The 24,186-nt window shown below is 71.8% G+C and carries 21 protein-coding genes and 2 pseudogenes; 9 read left to right on the forward strand and 14 right to left on the reverse strand.

Features of this window, described 5'->3' with window-relative positions:
- Positions 1 to 54: 54 nt before the first annotated feature.
- From IE325_RS35675 to IE325_RS35685, 3 genes are all read right to left on the reverse strand, one after another.
- The gene (locus IE325_RS35675; RefSeq protein ID WP_190074297.1) at positions 55 to 474 is read right to left on the reverse strand and encodes a DUF7144 family membrane protein; all 420 of its coding nucleotides are present in this window, start codon (positions 472 to 474) and stop codon (positions 55 to 57) included.
- A gap of 72 nt (positions 475 to 546) precedes the next feature.
- Positions 547 to 981 carry an SHOCT domain-containing protein gene (locus IE325_RS35680; RefSeq protein WP_190074298.1) on the reverse strand — a complete coding sequence of 145 codons (435 nt, stop codon included), beginning with the start codon at positions 979 to 981 and terminating at the stop codon, positions 547 to 549.
- 79 nt (positions 982 to 1,060) lie between these two features.
- Entirely contained in the window at positions 1,061 to 1,702 is a 642-nt protein-coding gene (locus tag IE325_RS35685; protein ID WP_190074299.1) for an HdeD family acid-resistance protein, read from the reverse strand.
- Between the two features lie 462 nt (positions 1,703 to 2,164).
- Between IE325_RS35685 and IE325_RS35690 the strand changes: the two genes are divergently transcribed.
- The gene (locus tag IE325_RS35690; RefSeq protein ID WP_190074300.1) at positions 2,165 to 3,580 is read left to right on the forward strand and encodes a DUF2252 domain-containing protein; all 1,416 of its coding nucleotides are present in this window, start codon (positions 2,165 to 2,167) and stop codon (positions 3,578 to 3,580) included.
- Between the two features lie 24 nt (positions 3,581 to 3,604).
- Here IE325_RS35690 and IE325_RS35695 read toward each other — a convergent pair whose 3' ends face one another.
- The 3 genes from IE325_RS35695 to IE325_RS35705 all read right to left on the reverse strand — a co-directional run bounded on the left by IE325_RS35695 (position 3,605) and on the right by IE325_RS35705 (position 7,036).
- Positions 3,605 to 3,802 carry a DUF8691 family protein gene (locus tag IE325_RS35695; RefSeq protein ID WP_190074301.1) on the reverse strand — a complete coding sequence of 66 codons (198 nt, stop codon included), beginning with the start codon at positions 3,800 to 3,802 and terminating at the stop codon, positions 3,605 to 3,607.
- A gap of 118 nt (positions 3,803 to 3,920) precedes the next feature.
- On the reverse strand, positions 3,921 to 4,421 hold the full coding sequence (locus IE325_RS35700) for a hypothetical protein (protein ID WP_190074302.1): 501 nt from the start codon (positions 4,419 to 4,421) through the stop codon (positions 3,921 to 3,923).
- Positions 4,418 to 7,036 (reverse strand): winged helix-turn-helix domain-containing protein, encoded by a 2,619-nt coding sequence (locus IE325_RS35705; protein ID WP_229912251.1) that lies wholly within the window; start codon positions 7,034 to 7,036, stop codon positions 4,418 to 4,420. Before IE325_RS35705 ends, IE325_RS35700 begins: the two co-directional genes overlap by 4 nt.
- A 597-nt stretch (positions 7,037 to 7,633) precedes the next feature.
- Here IE325_RS35705 and IE325_RS35710 point away from each other — a divergent pair.
- Positions 7,634 to 11,623 (forward strand): nSTAND1 domain-containing NTPase, encoded by a 3,990-nt coding sequence (locus IE325_RS35710; RefSeq protein ID WP_373315278.1) that lies wholly within the window; start codon positions 7,634 to 7,636, stop codon positions 11,621 to 11,623.
- Between the two features lie 160 nt (positions 11,624 to 11,783).
- Positions 11,784 to 12,584 (forward strand): glycosyltransferase family 2 protein, encoded by an 801-nt coding sequence (locus tag IE325_RS35715; protein WP_190074305.1) that lies wholly within the window; start codon positions 11,784 to 11,786, stop codon positions 12,582 to 12,584.
- On the opposite strand, the gene IE325_RS35720 is transcribed toward IE325_RS35715, so the two are convergent.
- From IE325_RS35720 to IE325_RS35735, 4 genes are all read right to left on the reverse strand, one after another.
- A complete protein-coding gene (locus tag IE325_RS35720; RefSeq protein WP_190074306.1) occupies positions 12,565 to 12,762 on the reverse strand; it encodes a ferredoxin in 198 nt (65 codons plus the stop codon). The two genes, IE325_RS35715 and IE325_RS35720, sit on opposite strands and share 20 nt — an antisense overlap.
- Entirely contained in the window at positions 12,759 to 13,991 is a 1,233-nt protein-coding gene (locus IE325_RS35725; RefSeq protein WP_190074307.1) for an amidohydrolase family protein, read from the reverse strand. Before IE325_RS35725 ends, IE325_RS35720 begins: the two co-directional genes overlap by 4 nt.
- 77 nt (positions 13,992 to 14,068) lie before the next feature.
- Complete coding sequence (locus IE325_RS35730) at positions 14,069 to 14,782, reverse strand: TIGR03943 family putative permease subunit (RefSeq protein WP_190074458.1); 714 nt, start codon at positions 14,780 to 14,782, stop codon at positions 14,069 to 14,071.
- A complete protein-coding gene (locus tag IE325_RS35735) occupies positions 14,779 to 15,771 on the reverse strand; it encodes a permease (RefSeq protein ID WP_190074308.1) in 993 nt (330 codons plus the stop codon). The genes IE325_RS35730 and IE325_RS35735 overlap by 4 nt, the downstream gene beginning before the upstream one ends.
- 179 nt (positions 15,772 to 15,950) lie before the next feature.
- Between IE325_RS35735 and IE325_RS35740 the strand changes: the two genes are divergently transcribed.
- Positions 15,951 to 17,861, forward strand: coding sequence for an NAD-binding protein (locus tag IE325_RS35740; RefSeq protein WP_190074459.1), 1,911 nt, complete (start codon positions 15,951 to 15,953; stop codon positions 17,859 to 17,861).
- Positions 17,862 to 17,932: 71 nt separating this feature from the next.
- On the opposite strand, the gene IE325_RS35745 is transcribed toward IE325_RS35740, so the two are convergent.
- The 3 genes from IE325_RS35745 to IE325_RS35755 are packed head-to-tail and all read right to left on the reverse strand — an operon-like array spanning position 17,933 to position 18,992.
- Positions 17,933 to 18,151, reverse strand: a complete 219-nt coding sequence (locus IE325_RS35745; protein ID WP_190074309.1) for a hypothetical protein — start codon at positions 18,149 to 18,151, stop codon at positions 17,933 to 17,935.
- On the reverse strand, positions 18,148 to 18,600 hold the full coding sequence (locus IE325_RS35750) for a hemerythrin domain-containing protein (protein WP_229912252.1): 453 nt from the start codon (positions 18,598 to 18,600) through the stop codon (positions 18,148 to 18,150). Before IE325_RS35750 ends, IE325_RS35745 begins: the two co-directional genes overlap by 4 nt.
- 5 nt (positions 18,601 to 18,605) lie before the next feature.
- Complete coding sequence (locus IE325_RS35755; RefSeq protein WP_190074311.1) at positions 18,606 to 18,992, reverse strand: VOC family protein; 387 nt, start codon at positions 18,990 to 18,992, stop codon at positions 18,606 to 18,608.
- A gap of 79 nt (positions 18,993 to 19,071) precedes the next feature.
- On the opposite strand from IE325_RS35755, the gene IE325_RS35760 reads away from it, so the two are divergent.
- Entirely contained in the window at positions 19,072 to 19,953 is an 882-nt protein-coding gene (locus tag IE325_RS35760; protein WP_190074312.1) for a LysR family transcriptional regulator, read from the forward strand.
- Positions 19,954 to 19,982: 29 nt separating this feature from the next.
- On the opposite strand, the gene IE325_RS35765 is transcribed toward IE325_RS35760, so the two are convergent.
- Positions 19,983 to 21,821: a S9 family peptidase gene (locus IE325_RS35765; RefSeq protein ID WP_190074313.1), complete on the reverse strand. Its 1,839-nt coding sequence runs from the start codon at positions 21,819 to 21,821 to the stop codon at positions 19,983 to 19,985.
- Positions 21,822 to 21,937: 116 nt separating this feature from the next.
- Here IE325_RS35765 and IE325_RS35770 point away from each other — a divergent pair.
- The 4 genes and pseudogenes from IE325_RS35770 to IE325_RS35785 form a co-directional block, all read left to right on the forward strand.
- Positions 21,938 to 22,192: pseudogene (locus IE325_RS35770) on the forward strand (SAM-dependent methyltransferase); the annotation flags it as partial.
- A gap of 188 nt (positions 22,193 to 22,380) precedes the next feature.
- A pseudogene (locus IE325_RS35775) lies at positions 22,381 to 22,923 on the forward strand (class I SAM-dependent methyltransferase); the annotation flags it as partial.
- A gap of 30 nt (positions 22,924 to 22,953) precedes the next feature.
- Entirely contained in the window at positions 22,954 to 23,322 is a 369-nt protein-coding gene (locus IE325_RS35780; RefSeq protein ID WP_190074314.1) for a nuclear transport factor 2 family protein, read from the forward strand.
- A gap of 44 nt (positions 23,323 to 23,366) precedes the next feature.
- Positions 23,367 to 24,158, forward strand: a complete 792-nt coding sequence (locus tag IE325_RS35785) for an SURF1 family protein (protein ID WP_190074315.1) — start codon at positions 23,367 to 23,369, stop codon at positions 24,156 to 24,158.
- Positions 24,159 to 24,186: the final 28 nt, after the last annotated feature.

Genomic DNA, 24,186 nt, shown 5'->3' on the forward strand with positions numbered 1-24,186 from the left:
GGCGGATCAGGCCGACAGGCCCCGGCGGACAGGCCCTAGGACTGGAAGTCTTCCTTAGGACTGGAAGTCTTCCTTCCGGCTGACGCAGAGCGCCCAGATGATGAACCCGGACATCGCGATCATGACGACCGACCACACCGGGGAGTACGGCAGGGACAGGAAGTTGGCGATGATGATCAGCCCCGCGATGGCCACGCCGCCCACCCGGGCCCACATCGCCGGCTGGAACAGGCCGATGCCGATGATCACGGCGACCGCGCCCAGGATGAGATGGACCCAGCCCCAGCCGGTCAGGTCGAACTCGAAGACGTAGTTGCGGGTGGCGACGAAGACGTCGTCCTCGGCGATGCCCATGATGCCGCGGAACACGGCGATGATCCCGGCGATGGTGAGCATGACGGCGGCGAAGACCGTCAGGCCCCCGGCCCAGGCGTACTTCGCCTCATGGGCCTGCCTGGTCTGTGGAGTGACCATGATGGTGCCTCGTTTCCTTGTGCGTGTTGCCGGTTGCTCCGGTCCTTGTGTTCCGGTCCTTGTCGTCCGTGCTCAGGTGCGGGCCGAGGGGCCCGCGCCGCTCAGGACGAGTTCCTTGGCGCGGCGGAACTCGTCGTCCGTGATGTCGCCGTGGCTGCGCATCTCGGAGAGCTTGGCCAGCTCCTCGGCGCTGGACCGCTTGCTGCCGGCCGTGTCACGGATGTAGTCGTCGAAGGCGCGTTGCTGTGCCTGGGCGTGGGAGATCTCGCGCCGGCCCATGTCGCGGCCGCGGGCGATGAGGTAGACGAACACGCCGAGGAACGGCAGCACGATGCAGAAGACCAGCCAGCCGGTCTTGCCCCAGCCGCTGAGGCTGTCGTCGCGGAAGATGTCGCCGATGACGCGGAAGAGCAGGACGAACCACATGACCCACAGGAAGAACCACAGCAGCGTCCAGAACATGCTCAGCAGCGGATAGTCGTAGGCGAGGTACGTGTGCGTGCTCATCGTCTGCCTCCGTCCAGGGCGGGGGACTCGGCTGCCGTTCCCGCCGATTTCAGCGTGCGCATGCTCAACGGGAACGGCCTCACCCAGGGCGGGTGAAGCGCGCCCGGCGCAGCGCGGACCGCCAGGCGAAGGCGACCCCCAGCTCGGCGAGTCCGAGCAGCAGCAGCCACAGCCCGACGAGCCGGGTCAGTACGACGGCGGACTGGCTGGGCAGGGCCAGCACCACGATGCCCGCGACGACGCCGAGCATCCCGGCGCCGAGGACGAAGGCACGATGCGGAAGCCCTTTCGCGGCGAGAGCCGTCCAGGCGGTGAACATCCCGGTGACGACCCACACCGCGCCGACGATCAGGGAGAGCGCGGCGATCGTCTGGAGCGGATGGCGCAGACACAGCACCCCGGCGAGCACGTACAGCGCCGCCGCGAGCAGCCCCAGATGCCGGTCGCCCTGCTCCCGGGCGAACGAGGCCACGAACCGGAACCCACCCGTCACCAGCAGATACAGCCCGATGATCACCGCCAGGACATGCAGCGTCACATCCGGCCATACGAGCGCCAGAATCCCCGGCACGAGCGTCGCCACAGCCGACCCCAGCAGCCACAACCACGAACTCCCGAGCTGCGCCAGCAACCGCTCGGCATCCTGCTCCCCGGTGGGAACCGTCCCGTCGGCCAGAGGATCGGACCCGGTGCCGGTCCCCGAATCACGCGACACGGTCATGGCTCCTCCTCACGCAACCCGACCAACCACCACCGAACCACCGACGGGACGGCATACGGCCCCTCACGGCCCCAGAGTCCCGCGCGATCGCGATTGCCGGGTCACCCCTGACGGGTGATCCGCGTGGGGTGGTGGGAACGGCTGGTTGACGCGGGCCGCCGCGCCGGTGCGGGTGGCCCGAGGGGCCGGCGGCTGGGAGGAGGCCGCGTGTTCACGCGTACCGCCGTCTGACGGGTGACCGCACCAGTGCCGGTGGCCATCGGGCCGGGGCTGGGTCACCCGCACCAGTAACCGTCCGTGCCCATGAAGCCGGACGCCGAGAAGCGCCGGCACGATCACGCATGCCCCGCCCGCCAGCTCACCCCTGACGGGTGATCCGCGTACGTGGTGGGAGCGGTGAGGTGGGCGGGGAAGGGGTCGGTGGTTGCAGGGTCGCTGTCGGCCGGAGGTGGAGGGTGAGCCATGTCGATACCGAGCGCGTTCACGGCTTCGTCGGCGCCGGAGGAGAGGGCGGCGTATGGGAGGGGGGCCCGGAAGCGGGTGTCGCGGTCCGGGCATGGGCGGTATGAGGTGGGGGCGGACCGGCGCGATCCCATCGGGGTGATCGAGCGGCAGTCGGCGACCCGGGTCAAGGAGCTGGTGCCGATCCGGTACGGGCGCATGCTGGAGTCGCCGTTCCGTTTCTACCGGGGTGCCGCGGCGATCATGGCGATGGATCTGGGGCGACTGCCCGACTCGGGTCTGACGACACAGCTCTGCGGGGACGCGCATCTGCTGAACTTCCGGCTGCTGGCCTCGCCCGAGCGGCATCTGGTTTTTGATATCAACGACTTCGACGAGACGCATCCCGGTCCCTTCGAGTGGGACGTCAAACGGCTGGCGGCCAGCTTCGTGATCGCCGCCCGTGCCAACGGGTTCTCCAGCGCCGAGCAGGACGCCGCCGTCGCGGAGTGCGTGGAGGCGTACCGGACGCGGATGCGGGAGTTCGCCGGCATGCGCACCCTGGACATCTGGTACGCGCAGGACGACGCCGACCACATGCGTGAGCTGATGGCGTCGTCGATGAGCAAGAAGGCCAGGCGCGCCACGGCCGAGGCCACGGCGAAGGCACGCACCCGCACGCACATGCAGGCCTTCGCCAAGCTCACCCGGCTCGGCCCCGAGGGCCGCCTGATCGCCCCCGACCCGCCGCTGATCACCCCGCTGAGGGATCTGATGGCCGACTCCTCGGCAGGCGACGAGGCGAAGGAGCTCCAGACCGTCTTCGAGGAGTACATGAAGACCCTGTCGTCCGAGCGCCGGCACCTGCTGAGCCACTACCACCTGGTGGACGTGGCCCGGAAGGTGGTGGGCGTCGGCAGCGTCGGCACCCGCTGCTGGATCATCCTGCTGCTCGGCCGGGACGACGACGATCCCCTGCTGCTCCAGGCCAAGGAGGCCCAGGAGTCGGTGCTGGCGGCGCACACCGGCGGCCGGGTGCACTTCGACAACCAGGGCCACCGTGTGGTGACGGGACAGCGGCTGATCCAGACCACCAGCGACATCTTCCTGGGCTGGACCCATATCGTCAGCGGCCTCGACGGCCGCGACCGGGACTTCTACGTACGTCAGCTGCGGGACTGGAAGGGCATCGCACGGCCGGAGACCTGGAACCCCGCGATGCTGCGCCTGTTCGGCAAGCTGTGCGGGGGCAGCCTCGCACGGGCCCACGCCCGCTCCGGCGACCCCGTCGCCCTCGCCGCCTATCTCGGCGGCAGCGACCGCTTCGACCGTGCGCTGACCGAGTTCGCGCAGGCCTACGCCGATCAGAACGAGCGGGACTTCGAGGCGCTGGGCGAGGCCGTCCGCTCGGGGCGGGTCCGGGCCAGCGATCTGTGACCCAAGAGGTAAACAGGTAACGGGTCAATCGGGGAGCTGCCTCATCTCCAGCACCCTCAGACCCAGCGACTGGCAGCGGGCGAGCAGGCCGTAGAGATGGGCCTCGTCGATGACGGGCCCGTACAGGACCGTCTGACTGGACATCACCACGTGATCCAGCTCCGGGAAGACCTTGGCCAGGGTCTCCGAGACATGTCCCTCGACGCGGATCTCGTAGCGCATGTGCTGCCCTCCCGCCATCCCGACGCCGGCAGACCTGCTGGGTTTCATCGTCCCGCCCGGGGAAAGGCCCGCACCTCACCCTGCACAGGTGACCCGCCACCGGGCCCCCGCCGCCCGGTCAGTGTGTGAGGATCAACTTGAAGATGATGATCAGCAGCCCCAGCACCAGGTTGACCGCGGCGCTGATGGCCATCAGACCGCGCGAGGCACCGGCCCGCCGCGCCGCGGCCACCGACCAGCCGACCTGCCCGGCGACGGCCACGGACAGCGCGAGCCACGCGGTCGCGGGCAGGTCGAGGCCGAGGAGCGGGCTGACGGCCACGGCGAGGGCCGGCGGGACGGACGCGTTGACGATCGGCCACTCGTCGCGGCACACATGCAGCACGGTGCGGCGGTCCAGGCCGCCGTACTCCGTCATACGGGCGCCGAACAGCTGGGCGTGCACATGGGCCACCCAGAACACCAGGCCGGTGACGAGCAGCAGCAGGAACAGCTCCAGCCGGGGCGAGGGCTCCTGGGCACTTGCGCCGATCACCACCGACGCGGCGAGCATGGAGCCGTAGACACCGCCCGTGTAGTCGGCGTTCGCCCGCCGCCGCACCCGACGCTCCCGGTTCACAGCAGATGCAGCTCGCGGGCTCGCCGTACGGCGTCGCCGCGGCGGTTGACCGACAGTTTCCGGTAGACGCTCTTGAGGTGGGTCTTCACGGTGTTCACGGAGACGTACAGGTCGGCGGCGATGTCCTCGGTCGACATCAGCTGGGCGAGCCGCTCCAGCACATCGAGTTCCCGTCCGCTGAGGTGCTCCACCATCAGCGGCGCGGGCTCGCCGCTCGCGGATCCCGGCATGAACCACCCGGCGGCCAGCTCCCGCAGCGGTGCGCCGGCCAGATACGGCCCGAGCCAGGCACCGGCCTCCAGGAAGGGCAGCCGCAGCCGTTCCCGGCGGGCGTCGGTGAGGGCGCGGGCGAGCAGTCGGCGGGTGGTGGCGAGGTCACCGGCCTCGTGCGCGGCCTGTGCCCTGAGCAGGGTGGCCCGTACGAGCACCGCGGGGCCGGTGTCCGCCTCGGCGCCGATGACGTCGAGCAGCTCCAGGGCGGTGTCCGCGTCGCCCGCCGCGAGATGGGCCCGCGCCGCGCCCACCGCGCAGGTGGGCTGCTCGCCGGCCACGGGCCGCAGCACCTCGGCGGCGTCGTCGGGGCGGCCTTCGGCGAGGTGGGCGGCGGAGGCGATCAGCGCGGCGTGGCCGCGCTCCCAGGGGGAGGCGGTGTCGGCGGTGACGGCCCGTTCGGTGGCCGCGAGGGCGGCGCGTGCCTTGCCGCGGGCCAGGAGGAGACGGGCGGTGGCGATGGCGCGGCCCGCGGCGGTCACCGGGTCGTGCGGCGCGGACTCGTTCGCCTCGTCGAGGAGGGCCTCGGCCTCGGCCAGTTCGTTGCGGTCCACGGCGACGGCGGCCAGGACCAGCCGGCCGAGCGCGGAGACGGACGCCCGGGGCAGGCTGAACCGCTCCGTCTCGGTCATCGCCGCGACGGCCTTGCGCTCCGCCCGGGTCGGCCAGCCGTCGAGGTAGTCGATGAGCGCCAGATGCTCCAGGGACTCCTCCCGGGGCAGCGCCGTCGCGGCACCGGCGGTGCTGTCGGCGACGGTGCCGAGCGCGGCCCGCGCGTCCTCGAAGCGCCCCGCCCACAGCCGGGCCGAGCCCAGGTGGGTCAGCAGCAGCGCGGGCAGCTCCGGATGCTTCTCCAGCAGCTGGGCGGGAACCTCCCGCTCCAGCTCAAGGGCTGCCCGTACGGCCTGTTCCGCGCGCTTCGGCGACCCCGCGAGACGGGCCGCCAGGGCCTGGAGCAGGGCACAGCTCAGCCGGCCCGCGGCCTCGGTGTCGTCGGTGTCGTCGGAGGTCAGCCGCTCCTCGGCGTGGTGGAGGCGGGCCAGCGCGGGGTCCAGGTCGCAGTGGGACAGGTCGCGGGCGACACGGACGAGGTCCGCGGCGGGGCTGGCCGGCTCGGGCCCCATACCGGCGAACAGCTCGGTCAGGTCGTCCGAGCGCAGTCCGGTGAAGAGCTGCCCGATCGCGAGGTCGTCGACGAGGGCACGGGCGGTGAAGTCCCACTCCCCCGCGGCGGCGCCGTGCGCCAGCATCTCCGGCAGCAGCCCGGACCGCCCCAGCCACCGGGCGGCGCGCAGATGCAGCTCGGGTTCCAGGTCCGCGTGGCGCTCGCGCAGATGGGCGCGGAGGATCTCCCGGAACAGCGGATGGAGCCGGTACCAGGTGTGCCCGAGGTCCTCCACGAACGCGTTCTCTCGATGCAGCCCGGCGAGGATGGACTCGGCGTCGGTCCGTCCGGTCAGCTCGCCCGCCAGGCCCACGCAGAACCGCTCCAGGACGCTGACCCGCATCAGGAGGTCCTGGGTGGGCGGCGGCTGCCGCTGGAGGACCTCCGCCAGCAGGAAGTCGGCGACCGCGCTGTGCCCGGCCTCGAACTCCTTCAGATACGCCTCCGGGTCCGGGCGCTGCCGCGCGGCCAGGGCGCACAGCCTGAGACCGGCCGCCCAGCCGCCGGTGCGGTCCACGAGGGCGTCCGCGGCGGGCACGGGCAGCCGCAGGCCGTGCAGTTCGAGGAGCGCGACCGTCTCCTCGGGGGTGAAGGCCAGCTCGGCGTTGCGGATCTCGGTCATCGCGCCGGCCGCGCGGTAGCGGTGCAGCGGCAGCAGGGGCTCGGTCCGGGTGACGATGACCAGGCGCAGCCCCGGCGCGGCGTGGTGAAGCACGAACGCCAGCTGTTCGGAGACCGTCGGGCAGCTGACCCGGTCGTACTCGTCGAGGACGACGGTCACCACGCGGCCGCCGTCACGGTCGGCGAGGGAAGCGGCGAGCCTGGCCAGCAGCGTGTGGCTGACCCGGCCCGCGTCGGCCGGGAAGCCGATGTCGTCGTCGACGGGGACTCCGCTGGTGCGCAGGGCCTGCAGCAGATACGCCCAGAACATCCCGGGGCCCTGGATCGCCGGGTCGAGCGTGAGCCAGGCGACGGGCTGACCCAGGTCGGCCGCCCAGTCGGCGACCAGCAGCGTCTTGCCGGCGCCGGCGGCGCCGTTGACCATCGTCAGCGGGGTCAGCAGGGCTTGGTCGAGATGTTTGACCAGACGTTCACGGCGCAGGAAGGTGGCGGGCCGGGCCGGCAGCGCGAACCTGGTGCGCAGGAAGGGGTCCCCGAGCGGATCGACACTCGCTGCCACCACCGTTCACCCCCTGCGGGATCAGGGATGCAGTTCGAAATCGGGTTTCCCCACACCACCATCACAGCTTTACGCCGTTCGTGCGCGCCGGGCAGGGGCGCGGGGCTGTGTCGATCTGCGGCTCCGCTGCGTGGGCGCGATCAGCCACAACGGCACCGCAGCCGAACAACAACCCATCACGGCGCTCCCCCGGCGGAGCCGACCGCATCGTCCGGCACCGGTCCCTCCCCTCGTGGGGACCGGTGCCGAACGGCGGGGCGGAGTCGATCCTCGACCTGTCGGCCGGTGGGCCGGCGGGTCAGAACGGATCGAGCAGGACGGGGGCCGCGTGATGTGCTCGTGGTTGCTTCGGAAGCGGATCCGGCGAAAGGTGGCCGAGAACGTGCGGCGCCATGAGTGGTGTCTCCGAGCTCCGGTCTTGTGGCCTGCCTGAGCGGGGTGCGGGAGCTGCGCACTTGCGTCGTGATCCTGCCAGCCGAGGGTGCCGGGGAGGAGGTTCCGGTCTCCGGAGGCACCCTTAACCGCAGGTCAGCCGTATAGGGTGAGTTTTCCGGTCCGGATGTCCATGGCGCGGCCTACCCGAGTGGAGGAGTGGAGTTGAGTTCCGACTCGTCGGCGCGCACCGCGTTCGCGGAACGGCTCGCGCTGCTGTACAAGGAGGCCGGCAACCCTCCGCTGAAGAGCGTGTCCGAGGCGGTCGTCCGGCTCCACCGGGTCGACGAGCGGGGCCGTCCGGTACGGGTCTCCGCCCAGCGGATCAGCGACTGGCGCCGGGCGAAGAACGTACCCGCCCAGTTCGCCGCCCTGTCCGCCGTCCTGCATGTCCTGATCCCCCAGGCGCGGCGCGAGCGGCCCACGCCGGTGTCCGCCGGGCTCTACGACCTCGGGCACTGGCAGCGGCTGTGGGAGAAGGCGACCTCCGGGGAAGAGGAGGAGCAGACTCCGGTCGAGGCGCCGGCGGTGTCCGGCGGGGTGTGTCCGTACCGGGGACTGGCCTCCTACCGGCAGCAGGACGCCCGCTGGTTCTTCGGCCGGGAGCGCAGCACCGAGTCCCTGGTGAACCAGCTCCACGCGGTGGAGAAGAGCGGCGGCCTGGTCATGCTGGTCGGCGCCTCGGGCGCCGGGAAGTCCTCCCTGCTCAACGCCGGTCTGGTGCCCGCCCTGCGCGGCGGCGCGCTGGGCGGGGACAGCGGCGGGGACGGGACGGTCGTCCAGCTGGTGCCGGGCGGTGATCCGCTCGCGGAGGTGAGCCGCCGGATTCCGGAACTCGCGGACGTCATCGCCTCCGCCGGCCCCGACCGGCGCGGCGAGGCCGAGGGCGTCGAGGCGGACGAGCCGTGCGCCGACTTCGTGCGGGCCACCCGGGAGGCCGTCGCCGCCTGGGCCCGCCGCGAGGCGTCCGCGGGCGCCCCGCCGGTGCTCATCGTCGACCAGTTCGAGGAGACCTTCACCCTCTGCCCGGATGAATCGGACCGCCGTACCTTCGTCCAGCTCCTGAACGCCGCCTGCACCCCCGCCGACCCCGGCGACCCGCCGCCCGTCCTCGTCGTCCTCGGCATCCGCGCCGACTTCTACGAGCAGTGCCTCGCCCACCCGGAGCTGGCCGACGCCCTCCAGCACCGGCACATGGTGCTGGGCCCGCTGACCACCGCCGAGCTGCGGGAGGCCGTGACCGGTCCGGCCAAGGCCGTGGGGCTCGAACTGGAGCCGGGCCTGGCCGAGCTGATCGTGCGGGAGGTGAGCGCCGACGGTTCGCGCGGCACCCATGACGCGGGCGCCCTGCCTCTGCTGTCGCACGCCCTGCTCGCCACCTGGCAGCGCCGCAGGTCGGGCCGGCTGACGGTGGCCGGATACCGCGCGGCGGGCGGCATCCAGGGCGCGGTCGCCGCCACCGCCGAGCGGGCCTGGTCCGGCCTGGACCCGGCGGCACGCTCGGCGGCCCGGCTGCTGCTGCTACGCCTGGTCCGCCTCGGCGAGGACACCATGGCCACCCGGCGGCGCGGGACTCGACGGCAGCTGGCGGCGGAGTCGACGAACCCCGGCAAGACGGAGGAGTCCCTCGAAGCGCTGGTGCGGGCGCGTCTGGTGACGCTGGACGCGGAGACCGTGGAGATCACCCACGAGGCGCTGCTGCACGCCTGGCCCCGGCTGCGGGACTGGATCGACGAGGACCGGCAGGGCAATCTGCTGCGCCAGCGGCTGGAGGAGGACGGCCAGGCCTGGGAGGGCTCGAACCGTGACTCGTCGCTGCTGTACCGGGGCTCCCGCCTGGAGCAGGCGCACAACTGGGCGCGTTCGGCCGGGGGCACCTTCCTCACCCGTGGCGCGGTGGAGTTCCTGGCCGCCTCGGTACGGCTGCGCAGGCGCACGGTGTGGATCATGCGCAGTGCGGTCGCGGCGCTGGTCGCGCTGGCGATGCTGGCCGTGGGCGCGGCGGTCGTCGCCTGGCAGCAGCGCAACGACGCCATGTTCGCGCAGGTCCTCGCCGAGGCCGACCGCTTCCAGTACACCGACCCGTCGCTGTCCGCCCAGCTCGACCTGGTGGCCCACCGGCTGCGCCCCGACGACGAGAACGCCACCAGCCGTCTGATCTCCATCGTGAACGCGCCGCTCGCCACGCCCCTGCGCGGCCACACCGGCGCCGTCTACCTCACCAGCTTCAGCCCGGACGGCAAGCTCCTGGCCACCGCCAGCTACGACCGGACGGTACGGCTGTGGGACGTCTCCGACCGGGACCGGCCCCGGCCCCTGGGCAAGCCCCTGACCGGGCACCGGAGCTGGGTGAGCAGCGCCGTCTTCAGCCCGGACGGCCACACCCTGGCCAGCGCGGCCGACGACGGCACGATCCGGCTGTGGGACATACGCGACCCGGGCCGGCCCCGGCCGATCGGCGCGCCCCTGACCGGGCACAAGGGCACGATCTATCTGGTCGCGTTCAGCCCCGACGGCCGCAGCCTCGCCTCCGTCAGCGAGGACCGCACCGTACGGCTGTGGGACGTGGCCGATCCGAAGCGGCCGAAGACCCGCGTGACCCTGACCGGCGCCGAGGCCGCCGTGCGGTCGGTGGCGTTCAGCCCGGACGGGGACACGCTCGCGGCCGGGGGCGACGACGACCGGATCCGGCTGTGGGACGTGGCCGACCCGGACCGCCCGAAGCAGCTCGGCACGCTGACCGGGCACACCAGCCTGGTCCACTCCGTCGCCTTCAGCCCGGACGGTCGCACCCTCGCCAGCGGCAGCGCCGACGACAGCATCCGGCTCTGGGACGTCTCCGACCCGCGCCACGGCAGCCAGCTGGGCGCCCCGCTCACCGGGCACACCGGCCCCATCTGGTCGGTGGCCTTCAACCCGGCCGGCACCATGCTGGCCGCCGCCAGCGCGGACAGCACGGCGAGCCTGTGGAACGTGAGCGACCCGGCGTATCCCTCGCAGGTCGGCGAGCCCCTCGCGGGTGCCAGCGGGGAGATGTACGCGCTCGGGTTCAGCCCGGACGGCCGTACGCTCGCGACCGGCAACGGCGACAGCAAGGTGCGCCTGTGGTCGATCCCCACCTCGGACATGATCGGCGGGAACGGCGCGTTCCGCCCGGACGGCAAGGTGCTGGCCACGGCCGCGCGCGACGGGGCGATCCGGCTGTGGGACGTACGGGACGCGGCCCGCCCCGTGGCGCTGAGCGAGCCGTTCCTGCCCGGGGACACCGGCCAGCGCTCCCAGGTGTTCTCGCCCGACGGCCGTACTCTCGCGGTGACGACCGGCGAGCAGAGCGTGCGCCTGTGGAACGTCGGCGACCCGGCCCACCCCGTCTCCTACGGCTCCCCCATCTTCCTGCGCACCCGTTTCATGGGCCCCGACGCGCTGGCGTACAGCCCGGACGGGCGCACCCTGGCCACCGCCTACGACGAGCGCACCATCCGGCTGTGGAACGTCAGCGACCCCGCCCATGTGAAGCCGCTCGGCGCCCCCATCACCGGGCACACCGGCTATATCAACTCCCTCGAGTTCAGCCGGGACGGCCGCAGCCTCGCCAGCGGCAGCGCGGACTCCACGATCCGGCTGTGGGACGTGACCGAGCCGGCCCGGCCCAGGACGCTGGCCAGGCTCACCGGGCACACCGGGCCCGTCAACGCGCTCGACTACAGCCCGGACGGCCAGACGCTGGCCAGCGGCGGTGACGACGACACCGTACGGCTGTGGGACGTCAGCGATCCGCGCGAGGCGAGCGAGCGGGGCGCGCCCCTGACCGGGCACACCGAGTCGGTCGTGTCGCTGACGTTCAGCAAGGGCGGGCGCTATATGGCCAGCGGCGGCAATGACAACACGGTCCGGCTGTGGAACGTCTCCGACCCCTCCGACGCCACCGCGATCGGCCAGGCGATGAGCCCCAACGCCAAGACCGGCAACTTCCTGTCGTTCAGCCCCGCCAGCCATATGCTCGGCGTCTCCAGCGGCACCGACACCGTCCGGCTGTGGAACCTCGATGTGGACCAGGCGATCAGCCACGTGTGCTCGACCACGCAGGGCGTACTGACGCGGGACAGGTGGCATGAGTACCTGCCCAAGTTGTCGTACGAGCCGCCGTGCCGGTAGCGATGGGATGAGGGGTGGGACGGACAGCGGTTACCGTGATCCCGATCACACCCCTCCTCACAGCCGATGAGGCGACTCCCGTGAGGCAGGCAGCCTTGTTACTGTTGGGCACAGCCCGATCGCTGGTGCATCCCCCGTCGCCAGCGATCGGGTCTTTCGCATGCCCGCGTACGCTGAGGCGGTGCCCCCCGCATCCCGGCGCGTCATCGTCGTCACCGCTGTCCACGGCCCTTCGGCGGCGTTCCTGCCCGAGGCCCACGAGTCGCTGTGCGCCCAGGAGTTGCCGCCGGGCTGGGAGTGGCACTGGGTGATCCAGGAGGACGGCCGCACGGACGACGTCCGCCCCTACGTCCCCGACGACTCCCGCGTCTCCTTCCACCAGGGCCGTCCCGGCGGCCCCGGCGTCGCCCGCACCTTCGCCCTCGCGCATGCCGAGGGCGCCCATGTGAAGATCCTCGACGCCGACGACCAGCTCACCCCCGGCGCCCTGGCCCGCGACCTGGCCGCCCTGGAGGCCGACCCGGCCATCGGCTGGACCACCTCCCGCGCCCTGGACCTCCTCCCGGACGGCACGACGACGGGCTTCCCCGGCGACCCCGCCGAGGGGCCCATCGAACCGGGCGCCGTACTGGACTTCTGGCGGGCCCACGACTTCCGCGCCCCGGTCCACCCGGCGACCCTGTGCGTACGCCGGGACCTCCTGCTCGCCCTCGGCGGCTGGATGGCACTCCCGGCCTCGGAGGACACCGGCCTGCTGCTCGCGCTGAACTCCGTGAGCCGGGGCTGGTTCTCCGCCGAGCCGGGCCTGCTCTACCGCAAGTGGGAGGGCCAGATGACAGGCATGCCGGCCCACGCCGACCCGGCGGAGCGACGGGCCCGCATGGCCGTGGTGGAGACCAGGGCACGAGCACTGGCCTCCTTCGGCTGGCGTTGCCCGCCCCCTACTCCGTCTGCTCCGTGACGGAGATGGCCTGCGACGGGCACCTCTCGACGGCCTCCCGCACCCGCGGGTCGTCGCCTTCGCCCTCCTGTCCCGGGCGTACCACGCCGTAGTCGTCCACGAAGTCGAAGACCGCCGGGGCGTGATACACGCACTCGGCCGAGCCGTAACACACCTCGCGGTCGATGGAGATCCTCATCCGCGCTCTCGGTCCTCCTGGTCAAAGGGGAGGTCGAGCATCCGGATCGCGTTCCCGCGCAGCAGCTTGTAGGCGACCTCGTAGGGCAGCCCGCCGACGTGCTCCTCGGCCACCCGCTTCGTCTCCGGCCAGGTCGAGTCGACGTGCGGATAGTCCGTCTCGAAGGTGGCGTTGTCGACGCCGACCGTCTCGATCGCCTCGATGCCGTGCTTGTCCCGGAAGAAGCAGCAGAAGATCTGCCGGTAGTAGTACGTCGACGGCGGCTCCGGGATGAGGTCCTTCACACCGCCCCAGGCCCGGTGCTCCTCCCACACGTCGTCCGCGCGCTCCAGGGCGTACGGGATCCAGCCCATCTGCCCCTCGCTGTAAGCGAGTTTGAGCCGAGGGAATTTGACGAGCACCCCGGAGAACAGGAAGTCCATCATCGACGCCATGGCGTTGTTGAAGCTGAGGGACGCCTGGACGGCGGGCGGGGCGTCGGGCGAGGCGGCCGGCATCTGCGAGCTGCTGCCGATGTGCATGTTGACGACCGTGCCGGTCTCCTCGCAGGCCGCGAAGAACGGGTCCCAGTACCCGGAGTGGATCGACGGCAGCCCGAGATAGGTGGGGATCTCACTGAACGTCACCGCCCGCACCCCGCGCGCCGCGTTCCGGTGGATCTCCTTGACCGCGAGGTCGATGTCCCACAGCGGGATCAGACACAGCGGGATCAGCCGGCCGCCGCTGTCGCCGCACCACTCCTCGACCATCCAGTCGTTGTAGGCGCGCACACAGGCGAGCCCGACCTCCAGGTCCTTGGCCTCGGCGAAGGTCTGCCCGCAGAAGCGGGGGAAGGTCGGGAAGCACAGGGACGCCTCGACATGGTTGATGTCCATGTCCGCGAGCCGCGCCTTCGGATCCCAGCAGCCACGCCGCATCTGCTCGCGCGTGATCCCGTCGAGCGTCATCTCGTCCCTGCTGAATCCGACGGCCGCGATGATGCGCTTGTACGGGAACAGATCGCCCTCGTACTCCCACCAGTCGGTGAGCTGGCCGTCCGGATCCGTGGTGAACCGGTACTTCCCGCCGATGTACTCCAGTTCACCGATCCCGGCGGTGAGGGGCTTCGGCCCCCGGTCCCGGTACTTGGCCGGGAGCCAGGTCTCGAAGAGATGCGCGGGCTCAATCACGTGATCGTCCACGCTGATGACCTTGGGCAGGTCCTTGGTGCCGCTCTCGGTACTGGCCACGCCACGCCTCCCGAATCTGACGGTCCATCAGATTCAGGGTAGGGGGCGTCCCGGGGGGCGGCAAGAGACGGACCTCGTCAGCTGTTCCAGCTCTCGTCATACGGATCCGTCGGCTCGGGCACCGGCTTCGCCTCCGTGACCTCGATGAACGGGATCGGGCCGCCGTTGACCGGGTCCTCGGCGCGGCGTGCGGTGTAGGTGCCGGTGACGCGGAGCCAGGTGTCCGGCTGGAGGACGGGCGGGACCTCGCCGGTCAGGGCGACCTTGACCGGCTGGGCGTCGGCGGCGCAGCAGTTGAGGGCCATGCGGACCAGGTAGGGGGTGCCGTCGTGGTCCAGGGCGAGGAAGCCGGTGAGCTGGACCTGGCGGCCGGTCAGGGTGCGGCCGTGGTCGTAGACGGCGCGGCCCGCGTAGTCGACCAGGTTCAGGGGCAGCGGGTCGGCGGCCGGGAGGGCCGGGTAGGCGAGGGGTTCCTGGAGGGCGGTGCCGGTGCGGGTGGCGCTGTAGGAGCCGAGGGCGGGCGGGGCGACCAGGATGAGGGCGAGGAGGGGGAGGACCAGGAGCCAGGCGACCCGGGGTTCGGGGTGGACGTGGGTCTTCTCCCGGCTTCGCGCCCGCTTCCGCTCGTACCAGACCGTCGCCACCGCGGCCGCGATCAGCACCGCGCCGGACACCAGCACCAGCGGGCGCAGGCCCTGTTTGACGTACCGGAGGTAGAGGTCGGTGGTGGCGGCGTGCAGCAGGGACGCGCCCAGCAGGAACAGGACGGCCGACTGGGCCTGGCGGTTCACAGGATCACCCATCCGGTCAGTACCGACACGAGCACGGCCAGCGCGAAGGTGGCCGGGGCGAAGCGCAGGGCGAAGGAGCGGCCGAAGGTGCCCGCCTGCATCGCGAAGAGCTTCAGGTCGATCATCGGGCCCACCACGAGGAAGGTGAGCCGCGCCGTGAGCGAGAACTGCGACAGCGACGCCGCGACGAACGCGTCCGCCTCCGAGCAGATCGACAGCACCACCGCGAGGACCGCGAGCGCGAGGACCGACAGCACCGGGTTGCCGGCCGCCGCCCGCAGCCAGCTCTCCGGGGCCACCGCCTTCAGCGTCGCCGCCGCCATCGCGCCGACCACCAGGAAGCCGCCCGCGTGCATCACGTCGTGCCGCACGGAACCCCAGAAGGCCTCGCCCTTGCTCTGCCCGTCGTGGGACGGATGCGAAGGCGGCTTCAGCCAGTCGGCACGCCCGAGGCGCAGCCACAGCCACCCCATCGCACAGGCCACCAGAAGGCTCGCGACCAGTCGGGCGAGGACCATCTCCGGGTTGCCGGGGAAGGCGACGGCCGTAGCGGTCAGCACGATCGGATTGATGGCGGGGGCGGAGAGCAGGAACGCGAGCGCCGCGGCCGGCGTCACCCCCCGCCGCACCAACGCCCCCGCCACCGGCACCGACGCGCACTCACACCCCGGCAGCACCGCCCCCGCCGCCGAGGCGACCGGAACGGCGAGGGCCGGACGGCCGGGCAGGGCACGGGCGAAGAACGACGGCGGCACGAACACCGCGATCGCCGCCGACAGCAGCACACCCAGCACCAGGAATGGCAGCGCCTGCACCATCACCGCGACGAACACCGTCGTCCAGCTCTGCATGACCGGTGCGGCCAGCGCCCGCCGGATCGGGCTCTGGAGGAGGACCAGTACGAGCATGACGATGGTGAGGAGGAGGGGGGAGTTGAGGTGCCGGCCCTCTGGTTCGACCCGCTGTGGGGCGGGCTTGGTGATCGCCACGGGCGAGGTACCTCCGGTGGTGCGGGGCGCTGGTTTCCCTCCCCTCCAGTACGACGGGGCGGGCGCGGATGTTCAATCACCCAGGGGCCGCTTCTGGAACCACCTGCCCCGATGAGGCAGTCTTTCCCCTCGTGGCGAGCGTTCCGAATCAGGCATTGGGCGGTGACACCGCCACGCACATGGTGGTGTGCGGCGACGACGGACTCGCGCACCGGCTGGCCGCCGAGTTGCGCGGGGTGTACGGCGAGCAGGTCACGCTGGTCGTCCCGCCCTCCGAGCGCACGGAGAGACCACCGGTCGTGGGCCGGGCCCGAGCCGTGTCGGCGGCGCTGTTCGACCGCATGGTGAACGCGGCCGTCAACCGCGCGGGCGGCGGAAGCGGCGGCGAACCCGCCGGGACCGTACGGGTGGTGGAGGCCGCCGAGGCCACCGAGGCCAAGCTCGCCGAGGCGGGCGTGGAACAGGCCGCCGCGCTCGCCCTCGTCTATGACGACGACGAGACCAACATCCGCGCCGCCCTCACCGCCCGCCGTCTCAACCCCCGTCTCCGGCTCGTCCTGCGCCTGTACAACCGCCGGTTGGGCCAGCACATCGAGGAACTCCTCGACCAGGCCGCCACGTTGGCGACGGGCGCGGGTGACGCCGCCGTCCTGGACACCTCCACGACGGTCCTGTCCGACGCCGATACGGCCGCCCCCGCGCTGGCCGCCGCCGCGGTCGCCGGCACCACCAAGGTCGTCCAGGCCGACGGCCTGCTGCTGCGCGCGGTGGAGCGCCCGCCGCTGCGGTCGGGGCAGACGCCGCCCACCGGACTCGTCACGCTGGCCCTGCTGTCCGCCAACGGCCATGCCCCGGCGGCCGACGACGGTTCGGCGAGCGACGACCAGGGCCCGCTGCTCCTGCCGGACACGGCGACCGTGCAGGGGGCGCGGGGCCGGGGGACGGTCGTCCTGGAGCAGATGTCGTACGGCGGCCCGTCGCTGCCGTCGGGCAGGAGCGTCGTACCGTCCTTCGGATCCTTGTTCTCCAGGCGACTGCGGTGGTCGCTGGCCGGCCTGGTGGGCTGCGTGGCGGCACTGGCGGTGGCCCTGACCGTGGTCACCGGCGAACACCCCTTGTACGCCACCTATATGACCCTCCTCGACCTCTTCGCCATCAACGACCCCGCCCTCCACCAGCCCCTGGCCCGCCAGCTCCTCCAACTCCTCTCCGGACTCACCGGTCTGCTGCTCCTCCCGGTGCTGCTGGCGGCGGTCCTGGAGGCGCTCGGCACCTTCCGCTCGGCGTCCGCCCTGCGCAAGCCCCCGCGCGGCCTGGGCGGCCACGTCGTCCTGTTGGGCCTCGGCAAGATCGGCACCCGGGTACTGACCCGACTGCGCGAACTGCACATCCCCGTGGTGTGCGTCGAGGCCGACCCCGAGGCCCGCGGACTCGCCACCGCCCGCCGGCTGCGGGTGCCGGTGATCCTCGGGGACGTCACCCAGGAAGGCGTCCTGGAGGCGGCGAAGATCCACCGCTCACACGCACTCCTGGCGGTGACCAGCGCGGACACCACCAACCTGGAAGCCGCCCTGTACGCCCGCTCCGTCCGCCCCGACCTCCGCGTCGTCCTGCGCCTGTACGACGACGACTTCGCCACCGCCGTCTACCGCACCCTCCGCGCCGCCCACCCCCACGCCTCCACCCGCAGCCGCAGCGTGACCCACCTGGCCGCGCCCGCGTTCGCCGGGGCGATGATGGGACGCCAGATCCTGGGCGCGATCCCCGTCGAACGCCGAGTCCTGCTGTTCGCGGCGGTCGACGTCGCCGGCCACCCCCAACTGGAGGACAGAACGGTCGGCGAGGCCTTCCGCCCTGGCGCCTGGCGCATCCTGGCCCTGGACCGAACCCCACCCGACCACCGCCGCGAGGAACCGGCGACAGAGGAGTCCTACGAGGACGGCCCAACCGGCGCCGGAACATCGGGCTGGGTCTGGGACCTCCCCGACACATATGTCCTGCAGAGCTCGGACCGGGTGGTGCTGGCGGCTACTCGGAGAGGGTTGGCGGAGCTGTTGGGGCGGCGGGCTCGGCAGGGGGCGGGGGCGTAGCCGACCTGGGGGAAGCAGCTCGACCACGCGTCTGCCATGGGACCCGGCGCCTCCGCAGCCCTAGCAGCCGGTCAGGTCCACGAGGAGATCGCAGTGTGGGTCGCCCGGTAGAGGAAGGTCCTGCCGGTCTCGTCGTCTCCGGCGTGGACGGCGATTCGTACGGCACCGGGGGCGGGCACGACGCCCCGCAGGCGGCAGCCTTCAGCCAGGGGTGCGTTCAGGTGGTACAGCAGCAGGCGGCAGATACCGGCCTGCTGCTCGCAGTCCTCGGGCGACCGGTGTCCCTTCATGCCGTACCGAATCCGAACACCGTGTCGGGCCAGTCGCCATCAGGTACCGCGCCATCGAGCGCCGCACTGATCGCGCGCTCCTCGTACCTGAAGTGGGACTCCATGATCGCCGCCAGTCCGTCGAGCTCGCGGCCGATCGCCTCCAGCGCGGGGCCATGCGATTCGGTGGCCCTGTCGGTGAGTTCGCGTACCTGGGACAGGATCGAGGTGATCATTCCGTGGTCCTCGACGAGTTTCGCGATCGTCGGTGCGAGATCCGGGCGTTCACGGAGCAGTTGGGAGAACATCCCGTCGTCCTCGCCCTGGTGGTGTGAGGTCAACGCGGCGCAGAACGCGAGGCAGTGGGTGAGCAGTACGTCGTCGGTCAGTCGGCGGTGTCCGATGTTCGTCCTGATCTCGCCGAGGCGGCGCCGCAGTTCCTGGTGCGCCTGTGCGAGCTGTCGGCTCAAGGCGACTACGCGGTCGGATACCAACGCAGCTCCACCGTGTTGCCGTCCGGGTCCTCCACATACAGGGAGACCGCGTTGCCCTGGGCGCCGAAGCGCTCGCCGGGGCCGTCCAGGACCGTGAAGACGCCGGAGTCGATGACCTGCTGCCAGTCGAGGGGTTCCACGACCAGGCAGATGTGGTCGACGTTGGAGCCCTTCGGTCGGTCCGCGGGGGCCTGGACCAGGTCGATGATGGTGGTGGGGCTGATTCGCACCGATGGGAAGGGGGCCTTTCCCTCCCGCCACTGCTCCACCCGTACCGGCTCCAGTCCCAGCGGGCCGGTGTAGAAGGCGAGCGAGCGCTCGATGTCGGCGACGTTCAGGACCAGGTGGTCGAAATTGATCACGCGCATGGATCCAGCATGGCCGAGCGGGCATTCATCGGTCCAACACATGTTTGTCATCCGATCCATCGTGTTTCACGATGGATCGATGGATCTCCAGCAGATGCGCTACGTCCTCGCGGTGGCGGAGACCTCGAGCTTCACCCGTGCCGCCGAGCGGTGCCACATCGTGCAGTCCGCGCTCAGCCATCAAGTGGCCCGGCTGGAGAAGGAACTGGGCGCCCGCCTCTTCGAGCGCACCAGCCGCCGGGTGCGGCTCACCACCGCGGGGGAGGCCTTCCTTCCCGCCGCCCGCCAGGCCCTGGAAGCAGCGGAGCGGGCCCGGGCGGAAGTGGCCGCGGCCACCGGTGAGATACGGGGCCGATTGACGGTCGGGTCCATCCCCACTGTCGCGGCCGTTGATCTCCCGGCGGTGCTGCGGGACTACCGCACACGCCATCCCCAGGTACGGATCCGTCTGCGGGCCGGCTCCAGCGAGCGGCTCGTCGAGCAGGTGCGCGACGGCACACTGGACGCGGCGTTCCTCGGCGTTCAGCCCGGATTCCGGCTGCAGGGCGTCCGTGACAAGGCACTTGCTCAGGGGCGGCATGTCGCGGTGGTCGCCCCGGACCATCCGCTCGCCGCCGAGCAGGAGGTCGACCTCGGCCTCCTCGCCGAGGAGGTGTTCGTGGACTTCGCCGACGGCAGCGCCGCTCGCGCCCAGTCGGACCAGGCGTTCGCCGCGGCCGGTCTGCGGCGCGAGGTCGCCTTCGAGGTGTCCGGCGTCGAGCTCATGGTCCGGATGGTCCGCCATGGACTGGGCATCGCCCTGCTGCCCGCGGCGTTCACCGGCGAACTGCACGGCCTGCGGTGTGTGCCGATCACCGACGGCCCGATGCGCACCGAGCACCTCGTCTGGGGCCGGTCCACCCCGTCACCCGCGGCGTCCGCGTTCCTCGCCCTGCTGGGCGTAGAGGTGCCCTTGAGCTAGGGCACCTCTACCGACCGGCACGTCTACGCTCAGGCAGACCGCCCCCGGTTCAAGTGCCGCTCCGCGAAGTCCAGTTCCAGCCGCACCTGCTTGATCCGCTCGTCCACCACCAGCGAGCCGTGCCCCGCGTCATAGCGGTACACCTCGTGCACCGCGCCCCGGGACTCCAGGCGCTTGACGTAGTTGTCGATCTGGCGGATCGGGCAGCGGGGGTCGTTCACGCCCGCCGAGATGTAGACCGGGGCCGTGACACGGTCGACGTAGGTCAGGGGTGACGATGCCTCGAAGCGGTCCGGGACCTCCTCGGGGGTGCCGCCGAGGAGGGTGCGGTCGAGGGCCTTCAGGGACTCCATCTCGTCGTGGTACGCGGTGACGTAGTCGGCGACCGGGACCGCCGCGATGCCCACCGTCCACGCGTCCGGCTGGGTGCCGATGCCGAGCAGGGTGAGGTAGCCGCCCCAGGAGCCGCCGGTCAGGATGAGGCGGGACGGGTCGGCGAGGCCGGTCGTCACCGCCCATTCGCGCACCGCCGCGATGTCCTCCAGCTCGATCAGGCCGACCCGGTGCTTCAGGGCGTCGGTCCAGGCGCGGCCGTAGCCCGTCGAGCCCCGGTAGTTGACCCGGACGACCGCGTAGCCGTGGTCCACCCAGGCCGCCGGGCCCGCCGCGAACGCGTCGCTGTCGTGCCAGGTCGGGCCGCCGTGGATGTCGAACACGGTGGGGAGAGGGCCCGTCACGCCCTCCGGGCGCTGGACGAGGGCGTGGATGCAGCCGCCGGGGCCCTCCACCCACACGTCCTCCACCGCGACCGAACCCGGGGACTTCATGCCGGGCGGGTCCAGGACCACCTGTCCCGTCGTCGAGCGCACCGCCGACGGCTCCGCCGCCGACGACCACAGATACTCCACGCTGCCGTCCGGCCGGGCCGTCGCCCCCGAGACCGAGCCCGCCGGGGTCGGGATCGGCACCCGCTCACCGCGCTCCAGGTCATAGCGGAACAGTTCGCTGCGGGCCTCGAAGCTGTGCGCGATCAGCAGGCCGGAGCCGTCGGGATACCACTCCGCGCTCACATCGCCCGGCAGGTCGAGGGCGAGGTCGGTCTCCTCACCGGTCGCCACGTCCCACACCAGGGGCTCCCAGCGGCCCCGCCGCTGATGCCCGATGAGCAGGCGGGTGTCGCCGTCCACCGGCGCGAAGCCCAGGACCTCCAGGCCCAGCTCCTCGGTGCCGCCCCTGGTGTCGTCGAGCTCGGCGACCGCCGACCCGTCCGGGCGCAGGACGCGCAGCGCGGAGTGCATCGCGTCGCCGTGCTCGGTGTGCTCGATGGCGATGAGCGAACCGTCGTGGGAGAGGTCGCCCACGCCCGCCGACTCCCGGTGGCGGTACAGCTCCGCCGGGGGCTCGCCGGTGCGGGCCAGATGGATCGTCGTGCCGTCCTCGTCCGTGGAGCGGCCCACGATCGCCGTACGGCCGTCACGGCCGAGGGCGAGGCCCGCCGGGTACGACGGGTCCAGACCCGGCGTCGCCAGCTCGTCCTCGCCGCCGCCGAAGAGCTGGCGGCGCCACACCCCGAACTCGTCGCCGTCCTTGTCGTCGAACCACCAGATCCAGGCGCCGTCCGGGGTGAGCACGCCGTCCGTGGTGCCGTTCGGCCGGTCGGTGACCTGGCGCTGCTCGCCCGTCGCCCGGTCCCAGGCGTACAGCTCGTACGTCCCTGTGGCGTTCGACACGAACAAGGAGCGGTCCGGCGCGTCCTCCGCCCAGTCCGGGAGCGACACCCTGGGCGCCCGGAAGCGCTTCTCCCAGTCCGGCATGTCCTTGTCCTGCATCTGGTGATCGGGCGAGTCCGACCCGTGGCTCTCAGTCATGGCCCCATAGTGCCTGGCCCCGCCGACAATTCGCTGGCGAGGGTCCCCAGCCTGTGGATAACTTCGCGACCATGCACTCCACCACCCCCGCGGACTGGAATGATGCCAACCGGGCCATGTGGGACTGGGGGTCCCCCCTCTGGGGGAGCGTTCCGCTGCACGCCGCCGGCGCTTTCTACGACCTCGATGGCTTCCGCGCCGGCGCCGACGCCCTGCGTGACTTCGAACGCGCGGAGGTGGGCGACGTCACGGGCCGGTCGCTGCTGCATCTGCAGTGCCACATGGGCCTCGACACCCTGTCCTGGGCCCGGCACGGCGCCGCACGCGTCGTGGGCCTCGACTTCTCCGAGCCCGCCGTGGAGGTCGCCCGCTCCCTAGGGCCTATCCGGCGGATCATGCCGGCGTCGCGGGGTCTGGCACGCCCATCTGCCGCGTTGTCGTCGGTTGCCGACGCTCCGCGTCGGCGCCCTCCTCCGCCTTGCACCTGGACGCACCAGACCCCGCTCACCAGCGTCAAGTGAGGTGCCGTTCCTTGCAGCCGGCCTGATCCGCCGGATAGGCCCTAGCCGCCGACCTCGGCCTCGGGCCCGAGCGCGCCGCGTTCGTCGCGGCCGACGTGTACGACGCGGCCGAGGCCGTGCCCGACCCCGCGTACGACATCGTCTACACCGGCGTCGGCGCCCTGTGCTGGCTGCCCGACATCGAGCGGTGGGCGGAGACCGTGGCCTCGCTCCTCGCGCCGGGCGGATTCCTGTACCTCGCCGAGTTCCATCCCCTCACCGAGGCCCTCGACGACGAGACGGGCTCCCGGGTCGTCCGCGACTACTTCGACCGCAGCGCGCAGGTGTACGACATCCCCGGCACCTACGCCTCCGACCGCACCGACACCGTCAACAACCGCAGCGTCGAGTGGCAGCATCCGGTCGGCGAGGTGGTGAGCGCGCTCGCGGCAGCCGGCCTGCGCATCGAGTTCCTGCGCGAGCACGATGTCTCGCTGTTCCGCCGGTTCGAGTCCTTCGAGGAGCGGGACGGCTACTTCCGCTTCCCGGCCGACCGGCCGCGGATCCCGTTGATGTACTCGTTGCGGGCCGGCAAAAGCTGACTGTCAGTGCCGGGGTGCAGACTTCTCGGCATGACCGATCTGCGCAAGACAGTCGAGCGGTTCTGGGCCACCGCGGAGGCCCGGGACTGGGACGCGTTCGCCGGGACACTGGCCGAGGACGTGGTGTACACCCTGCCGCAGACGCGGGAGCGCATCAGCGGCAGAGAGCGATATGTGCAGTTCAACCGGGAGTATCCGGGGGACTGGCACATCAGGATCGACCGGATCGTCGCCGAGCCGGGGCAGGTCGTGACGTGGCTCCATGTCACGGTCGGTCTTGAGGAGATGTACGCCATCTCGTTCTTCACCGGCACCGACCGGATCACCTCCATAACCGACTTCTGGCCCGAGCCCTACGAACCCCCGGCCGGCCGTGAGCACCTCACCGAGCGGTACTGACCCCGCGGGCGGGCCCCGCGCGGCAGCCCCGTACCTTTGATGGCGTGTACCGGTTTCTGCTGACGCCCCGTTGGTGGGGGATCAACGTCTTCGTGCTGCTCGCCATCCCCTTCTGTGTGTTCATGGGGTCCTGGCAGCTGGGCCGGTTCGAGGCGCGGGTCGACGACCATCGCAACGCCGGTGAGCAGGCCGAGGAGAACAAGCGGGAGCCCGCCCGTCCGCTGGCCGGGCTGCTGCCGGTGGACAAGGCCACGGTGGGCCGGCAGGCCACGGTGACGGGGCGGTACGCCGAGCAGCTGCTCGTCCCGGACCGGACGCTGGACGACAAGCAGGGCTACTACGTCCTGACGCTGCTGCGCACCGACGACGGCAAGGCCCTGCCGGTCGTGCGGGGCTGGCTGCCGGGCGACGCCGACCGGGCCGAGGCCCCCGCCGCACCCACCGGCGAGGTCACCGTCACCGGCGCGCTCCAGGCGTCCGAGCAGCCGGGCGAGAACGGCGTGACCGCGCGCGGCGGACTGCCGTCCGGTCAGACGGGGGCGATCAGCGCGGCGTCGCTGGTGAACCTGGTGCCGTACGACCTGTACGACGCCTGGATCACCCTCGACAAGGCCGACTCCGGTATGAAGCCGGTGCCGGTGACGGCCGCCAATGACACGGGCCTGGATCTGAAGGCGTTCCAGAACCTCGGCTACACCGGCGAGTGGTTCGTCTTCGCCGGCTTCGTGGTCTTCATGTGGTTCCGGCTGCTGCGCCGCGAGGTGGAGTCCTTGCGGGACGCGGAGCTGGGGCTGGTGCCGGACGAGGAGCACGTCTCCAGCCCGTCCGGCGTCTGATCCGAGGCCCCCGCGGCCGCGCGGGAAC

This window comes from Streptomyces lanatus (genome assembly GCF_014655715.1).
Taxonomy (GTDB): Bacteria; Actinomycetota; Actinomycetes; order Streptomycetales; family Streptomycetaceae; genus Streptomyces; species Streptomyces lanatus.